This is a genomic window from Nitrosomonas sp. (genome assembly GCF_024282095.1).
Lineage (GTDB): Bacteria > Pseudomonadota > Gammaproteobacteria > Burkholderiales > Nitrosomonadaceae > Nitrosomonas.
The window spans coordinates 81,071-93,050 of record NZ_JAMWZS010000005.1 but is presented as its reverse complement, the minus strand read 5'-3'; the positions used below and the strand labels follow the sequence as shown (position 1 = coordinate 93,050).

Here is an 11,980-nt window from a genome sequence, read left to right as displayed (position 1 = left end):
AGCGGATCTCAATATTATTGCCAACACAGGTCCTTCTTCGACCGGATTTAATGAGTTTGCACCACTCATGGAACGTAGCAAGCCGCAATTGGTGACCTCAGGGATTGTAGGTAGCAATGGCACCTTAGGCAATGAAATGGTTTTTTCGAAGTTTAATGAGCGTACTTCCATCAGTTTGGGGCAGTTTCATTACGAAACTAATGGCTTTCGCGCAAATAATGATCAGAAACATAACATCTATAGTGCATTTATACAGCATGCATTTACTTCAAAATTTAATGTTCAAGTTGAACTACGTACACGTGAGAAAGAGCATGGTGATATTCAACTAGATTTTAATCCGAAATTATTTTCTAGTAAGGGAAGAAGAAAGTTACAAGAGGATTCCGTACGGTTAGGAGCAAGGTATGCTTTTACTCCCAACCAAGATGTTATCATTTCTACAATTTATGCAAATAATAAAGTAGATAGTACCCTTAATCCGGCGAATAGTGAATCAAGTAGCAGTGATCGATATCAATTTGAAACTCAGCACTTGTTTCGTGAGAAATTCTTTAATATAACAAGTGGTGGTGGAGTATCTCGCGTAGAATCTGATACAGCCAATAAAGGCCATCCTTTAATATCAGAAATAGAAAATGAACGTAGCAATGCTTATATGTATTCACATTGGCTTCTACCGAGAAACGTTACCGCAACACTCGGTTTTAGTTATAGCTCATATAAAACTTCTAGTACTGCTATATCAGCTCCTTTAAGAATAAAGGAGCTGGATCCAAAGTTTGGATTGCAATGGAATATTTCTGATGATTTACGGTTGCGATTAGCATGGTTTGAAACTGTAAAAACTGATTTGATTACGCAACAAACTATCGAACCAACACAAGTAGCTGGTTTTAATCAATTCTTTGATGATCCTAATGGTACAAAATCAAGGCGTAGAGGAGTTGGCTTAGATGCTCGCATTTTGGATCATTTGTATGGTGGTGTAGAGGCTGCAATACGAAACTTGGATGTCCCAAATTTGACTACACGGGAGTTTGAGAAACAAGCTGAGCAGGTCTATCGTTCTTATCTTTACGCAATTTTTAATTCAAATTGGTCGATGACGGGTGAGTTTCAATTCGAGAAATTTATTCGCGATGATGATAAGCATACTAGCCCTCTGGATGTTAGTCCAAAAAAAATTCAAACGCTAAGTGCTCCTATCAGTATCAAGTATTTTAATCCGAACGGATTATTTTCTAGTTTGACAGGAACATTTATTAGTCAAGATTTTGAAAGAAGAAGCCATACTCTTCTTGATCCAAAGATTGGGAAAACCGAAGGGTTTGATAGTTTTTTCTTGCTGGATGCAATAGCAGGTTATAGACTACCTTCACGAAGAGGGTTACTTAGTTTTGAAGTAAAAAACCTTCTGGATGAAAGCTTTTTTTATAGAAATACACAATTTTATATATCTGAACCAGTAGCATCAAGTTATATACCAAGTCGTACTTTTTTTGTTAGATTAACTTTAAATTTTTAAATGGAGAGATAAATGAAAGACACAGAAATTGAGAAAAAGTTGGCATATACAAAAAAAGAAATGACAACTGTATTTATATTGGTTATTGGATTCTTACTGGCACTCTTTCTAGTAGAGAAACTCAAAAGAATTGAAGTTTCACCAGATGATTTATTATTTGCAGAAGAAAAAAAAGTAATAAATGCCACAGCAGCAGGTCTTGGAGAAAGAGACATTACTATTCCAATTGATAAAGATACGAGTTATATACTTGTTGTTAAGAAATCAGATAATAGAGAATATAAATTAATAAGGCCTGAGGGTACCAAAATTGCGACTGACTATGGCGATGATAAAAGCGTGCAAAATTTATTAATGCAAATAGCAAGTGGTAGTGGCAATGCATATGCTGCTCGTTGTAATCCATATCAAGCTACTGTTGATTGCTCGGGTACTTACATAGATAATTTGGGGTATGTGAGACAAAATTGCTGGTGCAAGTAAAAACCATGCATTTTTAATGAGCGATTTTTCCGATCTATATTAGATATCTAGTAGCTCAATTCTTTAATCAATTGTTATATTGACTGTTTGGAAAGGTTTTAGAAGGATGACGACTGCAAGACAAATTTCACCTGATCGCGCCTGTGCATTTCTTTCGGTCATTAAGGAATTTAAGGACCTGTCTTTAACTGATCTGGAAGCTATCGCGCAAGCCTGTCATTGGCATCGCTATGAAGCTGGAGAGGAGATTGTTCGGTATCACGATGATTCCAATAGTGTATTCTTCGTCACGCAAGGTGAGGCGCGTGTGAATTATAATTCTATGTCGGGCAAAGAAGTTATTTTGTGCGATCTGGTTGCGGGTGAGATATTTGGTGAATTGACGGCGATTGATGGTCAATCACGATCGGCTAATGTTGTCGCCAAAACCAGTACGTTACTGGCATCTATTTCCTCATCAGCCTTCCAGGAATTAATTTTCAGCAATCGGCAGATTGCAGCGGCAATTTTGCAAAGATTGACTGGGCAAATACGTCGATTGACCGAGCGGGTTTTTGAATCCGATACATTGAAAGTGCCCAATCGTATCCGTGCTAAATTGCTGCATCTTGCCAAAACACAAGCAGCTATATCCAACAATAAGGCAATTATTTCAGCAGTACCCACGCATGTTGAATTAGCGTGTCTTATTGGTACGCACCGTGAAGCTGTAACGCGGGAGCTTAATGATCTGGAAGCTGAAAATATCATTCTGCGTGAAGGTGATGTGATACATATTCTCGATGTGGCAAGGTTAACCGAGTTGGTTGAGAGTATTCGCTGCATGTAAAAAACTTGCTGACGCCTTGTGGTAATCCCGGGCAATCAAATAAAAAAAGCACACCAATTTATGGTGTGCTTTTTAACTTACGTAACAGATTATTACAGCAGTGGAATAATCAGCAATGCCACAATGTTAATAATCTTGATCAGTGGATTGATCGCTGGGCCTGCCGTGTCTTTGTAAGGATCGCCTACAGTGTCACCGGTTACCGAGGCTTTGTGCGCTTCACTGCCTTTACCGCCAAAGTGACCATCTTCGATATATTTCTTAGCATTATCCCAAGCACCGCCACCGGTTGTCATGGAAATCGCAACAAACAGGCCGGTTACGATAGAACCCATCAACACACCACCTAAAGCTTGTGGTCCCAGAATCACACCGACTAATAAAGGAATCAGTACAGGTAATAATGAAGGAATCATCATTTCCTTGATCGCTGCCTGGGTCAGCATATCCACTGCGCGTGAATAGTCAGGCTTGGCTGTACCTTCCATAATACCGGGAATTTCCTTGAACTGACGGCGTACTTCAATCACGACTGATCCGGCAGCACGTCCAACAGCTTCCATCGACATGGCGCCAAATAAGTAGGGAATCATGCCGCCAATGAAGAGGCCGATAATGACCATGTGATTGGATAAATCAAAGGTTATCGCATGTCCGGCATGTTCCAGTGCATGGGTGTAATCAGCAAACAATACCAATGCGGCTAAGCCGGCAGAACCAATGGCATAACCTTTGGTAACAGCCTTTGTGGTATTGCCAACAGCATCTAAAGGATCGGTAATGGCACGAACTGAATCAGGCATTTCTGACATTTCAGCAATACCGCCGGCGTTATCAGTAATTGGGCCGTAAGCATCCAGCGCTACGATAATACCGGTCATGGAAAGCATTGCGGTTGCAGCAATCGCAATGCCGTACAAGCCTGCTAATGCATACGCCAATAAAATACTGATACAAACAGCCAGCACAGGTGCTGCGGTTGAGCGCATTGAAACACCCAAACCTGCAATGATGTTGGTTGCATGTCCAGTGGTTGATGCTTCAGCAACATGTTGAACCGGTGGGAAATCCGTTGACGTGTAGTACTCAGTAATGACAACCATGAGCCCGGTAAGTACCAGGCCGATCGTTGCAGCCAGGAATATACGCATCACCAGCATGCCGCCGGCAACTTCGGTGCCATCAATATTCAAAGACATATCGCCCATGAACCAAACGGTCACTGGAAGATAAGCAAGCAAAGCGATACCGCCAGCAACAGCCAGTCCGCGATAGAGCGCATTCATAATCTTGCCGCCTTCGCGCATCTTGACGTAGTAGCAACCAATAATGGATGCGACGATGGAAACCGCCCCTAACATTAATGGATAAACCACAGCATCCATGGCATTGGTTGAAAATAGCAGCGCACCCAGGATCATGGTAGCGATGATGGTTACCGCATAGGTTTCAAACAAATCAGCCGCCATACCTGCACAGTCACCGACATTATCACCCACATTATCAGCAATCACCGCCGGATTACGTGGATCATCTTCCGGAATACCGGCTTCCACTTTTCCAACCAGATCAGCACCTACGTCCGCGCCTTTGGTGAAAATACCGCCACCCAAACGAGCAAAAATAGAAATCAATGATCCGCCAAATGCAAAACCAATTAAAGGTTTAATCACATCGCTGACTGCTTGATTGGGATCGGCACCATCAAATAACATGGCGCAATAGCCAGCAACGCCCAGCAAACCTAAACCGACTACCAGCATTCCGGTCACGGCACCGCCACGGAAAGCAATAGCGAGCGCTTCATTCAATCCGATGGTTGCAGCCTGAGCGGTACGCACATTCGACTGAACTGAAACGTTCATACCGAGAAAACCGGCCGCACCCGATAGAAGCGCGCCCAAAGCAAAGCCAATGGCTGTGTCCAAACTGAGTGCTATTGCAAGAGCAATAAATAAGACAACACCCACGATACCAATCGTCATGTACTGGCGTTTCAGGTATGCAGATGCACCCTCTTGTATAGCGGTAGCAATTTCTTGCATGCGCTGGTTACCAGTCGATTGAACATATATGCCCCTAATCCATATGCCACTGAATATCAGGGCTAAAATCGCGCTACCTATTGCGATAACTAAACCATTAGCCATAAAGAACTCCAATTAAAGTCAGACCACCAAAATCACATGTAGAATCTTGGCCTAATAATTCCACATTATTAAACACTTGTTAACAACCTAAGTACAATCAGGACGTATTTTATATGTTCTTGTTACCCGAGTGCATTAAATATTAATGAAATTTGGATTGCTCATTGACTTGATCGGTGTCGTTTGACTTCGATACAACACTCATGCAATTGCAATCCAGATTAATCCTTAAATCTTGAACTCACCCAGTTTCTTTGCAACCGCAGCATTTTTTAACCGAACGTAGTCAGGCAAGCCATTTTTATAAGGTGGATAATCTTCACCTTCAATCAGTGGCGCCAGATATTCACGGCATGCTTGAGTAATACCAAAACCATCTTCACTGATAAAATCAGCCGGCATCATTTTCTCGACATTGGCGACATTTGCAAGCTGGGCCATACCCACTTTCCAGCGGTACGGTGTATTGGATTCACGAACTATCGTCGGCATGACGGAATTATGTCCGGCAATGGCGTATTCCACCGCAGCTTTACCCATGGCGTAAGCTTGTTCCACGTCGGCTTTAGAGGCAATGTGGCGCGCAGCGCGTTGCAGGTAATCAGCGACACCCCAGTGATATTTCAATCCCAGACCATCTTTGATGATATTTGCGACGACGGGTGCAACACCACCCAATTGCGCGTGACCAAAAGCATCGCGTAATCCTTGGTCGGACAGGAAGTTACCGTCTTCTCCTTTAACGCCTTCCGATACCACGACTGAACAATAGCCATATTCCTTGACGCAGCGATCCACTTTGACAAGAAATTTTTCTTTGTTGAAGGTGATTTCCGGGAACAGAATGACAACCGGAATTTCGCAATCCGGACTGGAAGCCAATCCACCCGCCGCAGCGATCCATCCCGCATGGCGACCCATTACTTCCAGTATGAAAACTTTGGTTGAGGTCTTGGACATGCTGGCGACATCAAAACTCGCTTCGCGTGTAGAGACTGCAATGTATTTGGCGACGGAACCAAAACCAGGGCAACAATCAGTAATCGGCAGATCATTATCAACCGTTTTGGGAACGTGAATCGCCTGAATCGGATAACCCAGGGTATCCGCTATTTGCGAGACCTTAAGACAGGTATCAGCGGAATCGCCGCCGCCGTTGTAAAAGAAATAACCGATATTGTGTGCTTTGAATACTTCGATCAGACGTTCATATTCGCGGCGATTCTGTTCCAGGCTCTTTAATTTGTAGCGGCAAGAACCAAAAGCACCCGATGGGGTATAACGCAGTGCAGCGATTGAAGCTGCTGAATCTGCGTTGGTATCGATCAAATCCTCGGTCAACGCACCGATGATGCCATTGCGACCTGCATACACATTACCGATTTTATCGGAATGTTGCCGTGCCGTTTCCAGAACACCCGCGGCAGAAGCGTTGATAACTGCTGTAACGCCACCCGATTGGGCATAAAATGCATTTTTAATTGCCATTTTTTTCTCCTGATTGATCAAATCGTAAGTAAGTTATTTGTATTCTGCTCATTTGTACATGCAAGAATTCAGGCGCGATTAACCGGTATCCTGAATTTAGAATTTGTTATTTGAACCAGAAAATGAGGTCAGTTAAGTTTATTTTAATGCTGCAAAAATCAGATCACGTATTTCTTCAACCGTCCCTATTCCAGCTATTTTGATATAGCGAGGCGCACCGTTTCCACCGTCTGCCGACCACTTCGAATAATAGCCAATCAAGGGTTCAGTTTGTTCGTGATAGACTTGCAGCCGTTTTCTGACCGTTTCTTCCTTGTCGTCATCACGCTGTATGAGCGGTTCGCCGGTGATATCATCCTGACCATGTACTTTGGGCGGATTAAAATCGATATGGTAAGTACGACCTGATGCCGGATGCACTCTACGACCCGACATGCGCTTAACAATCTCAGCGTCTGCGACATCAATTTCAATCACGAAATCAATCGGCACACCGGCCGCTTTCATGGCATCGGCTTGCGGGATCGTGCGTGGAAAACCATCAAACAAGAAACCATTGGCGCAATCGGATTGTGCAATGCGCTCTTTGACTAAATTAATGATAATGTCATCAGAAACCAATCCACCGGCATCCATTATCTTTTTTGCCATGACACCCAATTCAGTACCGGCTTTGACAGCACTGCGCAACATATCGCCAGTAGAAATTTGCGGAACACCAAAATGTTCCTTAATATAATTGGCCTGTGTACCTTTTCCGGCACCAGGGCCACCTAATAAAATGACTCGGATAGCAATTCTCCCCTTGTTACCAATTAAAATTTATTAAATGTAGTGTGTAGTGACGAATTTATGTCTGCCACTTCAATGACATCGTGCGATTATATCGCAGGCAAAGCAGATACTCGAGTTTTTTACTACAGTAATCTTGGTGAAGTTAAACAACTTCATCACAAGTTACATTGATGCGGCACAGGTTATGCGATAATTTGATTGACTCTTAACAGGAAAAATCATGGACGAAAATAGAAGTAAAGCGCTTGATGTTGCTCTGGCCCAAATCGAAAAGCAGTTCGGCAAAGGTTCAATCATGCGATTGGGCGCTAATGATGTCGCCTATGATATACAAGTTGTTTCTACCGGTTCGTTGGGGCTTGATATTGCGCTGGGGGTGGGAGGATTGCCGCGCGGCCGGGTCATTGAAATTTATGGGCCTGAATCTTCCGGCAAAACCACGTTGACACTCCAAGTGATTGCAGAAATGCAAAAAATCGGAGGAACCGCAGCCTTTATTGATGCAGAACATGCACTGGACCCCCAATATGCGCAGAAAATTGGTGTCAATGTTCAGGAATTGCTGATATCTCAACCTGATAATGGCGAGCAGGCGCTGGAAATAGCCGATATGTTGGTGCGCTCAGGTTCGGTGGATATTGTGGTGGTGGATTCAGTCGCGGCACTGACGCCCCGTGCAGAAATTGAAGGCGATATGGGTGATCCGCAAATGGGATTGCAGGCACGACTCATGTCACAGGCTTTACGCAAGCTTACCGCCAATATCAAACGCAGCAATACCATGGTCATCTTCATTAACCAGATTCGCATGAAAATTGGTGTGATGTTCGGCAACCCTGAAACCACGACAGGCGGCAACGCATTGAAATTTTATGCATCTGTGCGCCTGGATATCCGACGTACCGGATCGATCAAGAAAGGTGAAGAAGTCATCGGCAACGAAACGCGCGTGAAAGTGGTTAAAAATAAAGTGGCACCGCCGTTCAAGCAGGCGGATTTTGACATTCTGTATGGTGAAGGCATTTCGCGTGATAGCGAGATTATCGAACTGGGCGTATTACATAAGCTCATCGACAAATCGGGCGCTTGGTATGCTTATAAAGGTGAGAAAATCGGCCAGGGCAAAGATAATGTGCGTGATTACCTGAAAGAGCACAAAGATATCGCCCAGGAAATTGAACAGAAGATTCGGTCGATTGTAGGCATTGTGGATCAAGCCAGACCAGTAAAAGAGAAAGCTGAGAAAGTCGAGAAAGAAAAAACGGATAAAGAGAAATAAGCTTTGTGGAAACCCGTTCCCCCCTGGAAATGCGCGCGCTGCGTTATCTGGCTCAACGTGAATATTCTCGTTTGGAACTGGAGAGAAAGCTTTCCGCTTATGCACGTTCGTTCTCTCCGGAAGCTTTGTCGATCGTACTGGACAAGCTGGAACACAATGGTTTTTTATCGGCTGAACGGGTTGTTGAACAAATCATCCGCACGCGCAGATCCCGATTTGGTAGCCAGCGTATTGTTTATGAGTTAAAAGAAAAAGGCATTGATGAACATTTGATTCACAGTGCATTGCTATCGCTGAAAGAAACCGAGCTGGATGCAGCACTTGAAATCTGGCAAAAAAAATTTGGCGAGTTGCCCGGCACCAGAGAAGAACGTGGCAAACAAATGCGTTTCATGATGAGCAGGGGGTTTTCAATGGAAGTAATACAGCAGGTTTTATCACAAGCAAATGAGGAGAACCAATGAAAAAATTGCTCATGCAAACGATGTTCATACTGGCAATTTTTTTGTTGGCAGGCAACCAGGCCAGTGCGGATGAAATAGTATCCATCAACGAAATCAATGAATCCCCCGTCAATTTTGATGACAAAGAAGTTAAACTGAAGGGCATTGCAAAAAACCCCACACGTCTACCGATGGTCAATCTAAAATCCTATGTATTGGAAGATAAAAGCGGTGAGATTACGGTTCTAACCGAACTCGATTTACCCAAGATGAACGAAGAAATCACCATCCGCGTTAAAGTCAAAAGCCTGGCCATCGTCAAAGGTGAAGCCGTGGGTTTGACGGTATTTGAACTAGAACGATACGAGCAACAGCAAAAAATATGAAAAGCAGCGAAATACGACAAAAATTCCTCGAGTTTTTCGAATCACACGGTCACACCATCGTAGCCTCCAGTCCGTTGGTACCGAACAATGACCCGACCTTATTGTTCACCAATGCGGGTATGGTGCAATTCAAGGATGTATTTCTGGGTCAGGATAAACGTCCCTATGTGCGTGCAGTCAGCTCACAACGCTGCGTGCGTGCCGGTGGTAAACATAATGATCTGGAGAATGTCGGCTACACGGCGCGGCATCATACGTTTTTTGAAATGTTGGGAAATTTCAGCTTTGGCGATTATTTCAAACGCAATGCCATTCTGTTTGCCTGGGATTTTTTAACCCAATCACTGAAAATCCCACGCGAAAAATTATGGGTGACTGTTTATGCGGAAGACGATGAAGCTGCGGATATCTGGTTGAACGAAGTCGGTGTCGATGCTTCCCGCCTGGTACGGATTGCCACCATGGATAATTTCTGGCAAATGGGAGATACCGGCCCCTGCGGCCCCTGCTCCGAAATTTTTTATGATCACGGCACGGAAGTCAAAGGCGGACCGCCCGGTTCCGCCGATGCTGATGGCGATCGTTACATTGAAATCTGGAATCTGGTATTCATGCAATATAACCGCGACAGCGCCGGTACACTGCACCCGCTGCCCAAGCCATCGGTGGATACCGGCATGGGACTGGAACGGATTTCCGCGGTCATGCAGCACGTTCACAGCAATTACGACATCGATCTGTTCCAAAGCTTGATCAAAGCCGCCGCGCGCGTCACCCATACCAAAGACCTTGCGGATAATTCCTTAAAAGTGATTGCCGATCATATCCGCGCCTGCTCGTTTTTGATTACCGATGGCGTCATTCCCGGCAGCGAAGGACGCGGTTATGTGCTGCGGCGCATCATCCGCCGCGCTATCCGCCATGGTTACCAACTCGGACAAAAACAGCCTTTCTTTTATCAATTGGTGGAAGATCTAAGCAAAGTGATGGGGCAAGCCTATCCGGAACTGGTTGCCGCCAAAGCACGTGTTGCCGCCGTGTTACAGCAAGAAGAAGAGCGTTTTGCCGAGACGCTGGAAAACGGCATGCAGATTCTGGAAACTGCACTCAGTCAGAAAATCAAGGTACTGGATGGTGAAACCGCATTCCGGCTCTATGACACATTCGGCTTCCCTATTGATCTGACCGCCGACATCGCGCGTGAACGAGGCATTAGCGTCGACCATGCCGGTTTTGAGCAGGCCATGGCACGCCAGCGCGAACAAGCGCGCGCCGCCAACAAATTCACCATGCAGGAAGGCATTGAATACAGCGGCAATCAAACCACTTTCTATGGTTATGAGACGTTGCAGCATGAAGGGCAGGTATTGGCGATTTACAAGCAAGGCAGTGCGGTGGATTTCATCGAAGCCGGTGATGAAGCGGTGGTGGTTCTGGATCAGACCCCTTTTTATGCCGAATCCGGCGGACAAGTCGGCGACAGCGGCGAATTGTTGGTGGCGAATGGCACTTTTGCCGTAGCGGACACGCAAAAAATACAAGCCGGCGTGTTTGGCCATAAAGGTTTATTGCGTAGCGGCCGGCTGGTGATCAAGGATACCGTGCTGGCCAAAGTCAATCCGTTAACCCGTACCAGCACCGCGAACAATCATTCAGCGACCCACTTGCTGCATGCTGCGCTACGCCAGATACTGGGCACGCATGTGACGCAAAAAGGCTCGTTGGTCGACGCCAACCGCACACGCTTTGACTTTGCCCACAACGCACCACTTTCTGCGGATGAAATTCGTGACATCGAGCGTTTGGTCAACGAACAAATCCGTAACAACGCTATCGTGGAAGCGTCCACGATGAAATATGACGACGCCATCAAGCGCGGCGCCATGGCGCTGTTTGGTGAAAAATATTCGGACGTCGTGCGCGTCATCGGCATGGGTGAATTCTCTACCGAATTATGTGGCGGTACGCATGTGCCGCAAATCGGACAAATCGGCTTTTTTAAAATTGTAACGGAATCGGGCGTGGCTGCCGGTATCCGCCGCGTAGAAGCAGTCACGGGAAAAGCAGCCGTCGACTATGTACAACAACGCGAAGCGCAATTGCTGGAAATCGCGCATAGCTTAAAAACCAGTCCACAGGAAGTCACGCAAAAAATTGCCCAGATTATCGACAATGTGCGGCAAACAGAAAAAGAACTGGCGCGCTTAAAAACCAAACTTGCCAGCTCTCAAGGCGATGATTTAGCAGCGCAAGCGCAGGAAATAAGAGGCATCAAAGTGTTGGCTGCCAATCTGGAAAACGCCGATGCTAAAGTTTTGCGTGAAACACTGGATCAGCTCAAAGATAAGCTGAAACCCTGCGCCATCGTGCTGAGTACCGTTGAAGACGGGAAAATAACCCTGATCGCCGGTGTCAGCGCTGATCTGACCAGTCAGATCAAAGCCGGAGAATTGGTTAATTTTGTCGCACAACAAGTCGGCGGCAAAGGCGGCGGTCGGCCGGATATGGCGCAGGCGGGCGGCACACAGCCGGATCGGCTGCCCGCGGCGCTTGCCAGTGTGATCGATTGGGTGGAAAAAAATTAATAAAATAAATGCAA

Annotated in this window: 9 protein-coding genes and 1 pseudogene; 7 read left to right on the top strand and 3 right to left on the bottom strand. The window is 45.4% G+C overall.

Annotated elements, in window-relative coordinates; genetic code table 11:
- The 3 genes and pseudogenes from Q0K92_RS02870 to Q0K92_RS02860 form a co-directional block, all read left to right on the top strand.
- Positions 1-1,528: pseudogene (locus Q0K92_RS02870) on the top strand (TonB-dependent receptor); the annotation flags it as partial.
- A 12-nt stretch (positions 1,529-1,540) separates the two neighbouring features.
- Positions 1,541-2,011 (top strand): hypothetical protein, encoded by a 471-nt coding sequence (locus Q0K92_RS02865; RefSeq protein WP_297324292.1) that lies wholly within the window; start codon positions 1,541-1,543, stop codon positions 2,009-2,011.
- A 106-nt stretch (positions 2,012-2,117) separates the two neighbouring features.
- The gene (locus Q0K92_RS02860; RefSeq protein WP_297324291.1) at positions 2,118-2,840 is read left to right on the top strand and encodes a Crp/Fnr family transcriptional regulator; all 723 of its coding nucleotides are present in this window, start codon (positions 2,118-2,120) and stop codon (positions 2,838-2,840) included.
- A 92-nt stretch (positions 2,841-2,932) separates the two neighbouring features.
- Here the strand turns inward: Q0K92_RS02860 and Q0K92_RS02855 are convergent, their stop codons facing one another.
- From Q0K92_RS02855 to adk, 3 genes are all read right to left on the bottom strand, one after another.
- A complete protein-coding gene (locus tag Q0K92_RS02855; RefSeq protein ID WP_297324290.1) occupies positions 2,933-4,990 on the bottom strand; it encodes a sodium-translocating pyrophosphatase in 2,058 nt (685 codons plus the stop codon).
- Positions 4,991-5,218: 228 nt separating this feature from the next.
- Positions 5,219-6,478, bottom strand: a complete 1,260-nt coding sequence (locus Q0K92_RS02850; protein ID WP_297324289.1) for a 6-phosphofructokinase — start codon at positions 6,476-6,478, stop codon at positions 5,219-5,221.
- A gap of 138 nt (positions 6,479-6,616) precedes the next feature.
- A complete protein-coding gene (adk, locus tag Q0K92_RS02845) occupies positions 6,617-7,270 on the bottom strand; it encodes an adenylate kinase (RefSeq protein ID WP_297324298.1) in 654 nt (217 codons plus the stop codon).
- 223 nt (positions 7,271-7,493) lie between these two features.
- Here adk and recA point away from each other — a divergent pair, with 223 nt between their 5' ends.
- Genes recA through alaS form a run of 4 tightly spaced genes read left to right on the top strand, consistent with a single transcriptional unit; the run spans position 7,494 to position 11,966 of the window.
- Positions 7,494-8,552, top strand: coding sequence for a recombinase RecA (gene recA, locus Q0K92_RS02840; RefSeq protein WP_297324288.1), 1,059 nt, complete (start codon positions 7,494-7,496; stop codon positions 8,550-8,552).
- Positions 8,553-8,557: 5 nt separating this feature from the next.
- Entirely contained in the window at positions 8,558-9,016 is a 459-nt protein-coding gene (recX, locus tag Q0K92_RS02835; RefSeq protein WP_297324287.1) for a recombination regulator RecX, read from the top strand.
- Positions 9,013-9,381, top strand: coding sequence for a hypothetical protein (locus Q0K92_RS02830; protein WP_297324286.1), 369 nt, complete (start codon positions 9,013-9,015; stop codon positions 9,379-9,381). The genes recX and Q0K92_RS02830 overlap by 4 nt, the downstream gene beginning before the upstream one ends.
- Positions 9,378-11,966, top strand: a complete 2,589-nt coding sequence (gene alaS, locus Q0K92_RS02825; RefSeq protein ID WP_297324285.1) for an alanine--tRNA ligase — start codon at positions 9,378-9,380, stop codon at positions 11,964-11,966. Before Q0K92_RS02830 ends, alaS begins: the two co-directional genes overlap by 4 nt.
- Positions 11,967-11,980 lie beyond the last annotated feature (14 nt).

Excerpts from the sequence above, each read along its gene's own strand:
- Q0K92_RS02850 (WP_297324289.1), bottom strand. The coding sequence starts at position 6,478 with ATGGCAATTAAAAATGCATTTTATGCCCAATCGGGTGGCGTTACAGCA.
- Q0K92_RS02865 (WP_297324292.1), top strand. The coding sequence starts at position 1,541 with ATGAAAGACACAGAAATTGAGAAAAAGTTGGCATATACAAAAAAAGAA.
- recA (WP_297324288.1), top strand. The coding sequence starts at position 7,494 with ATGGACGAAAATAGAAGTAAAGCGCTTGATGTTGCTCTGGCCCAAATC.
- Q0K92_RS02860 (WP_297324291.1), top strand. The coding sequence starts at position 2,118 with ATGACGACTGCAAGACAAATTTCACCTGATCGCGCCTGTGCATTTCTT.
- alaS (WP_297324285.1), top strand. The coding sequence starts at position 9,378 with ATGAAAAGCAGCGAAATACGACAAAAATTCCTCGAGTTTTTCGAATCA.
- Q0K92_RS02830 (WP_297324286.1), top strand. The coding sequence starts at position 9,013 with ATGAAAAAATTGCTCATGCAAACGATGTTCATACTGGCAATTTTTTTG.
- Q0K92_RS02855 (WP_297324290.1), bottom strand. The coding sequence starts at position 4,990 with ATGGCTAATGGTTTAGTTATCGCAATAGGTAGCGCGATTTTAGCCCTG.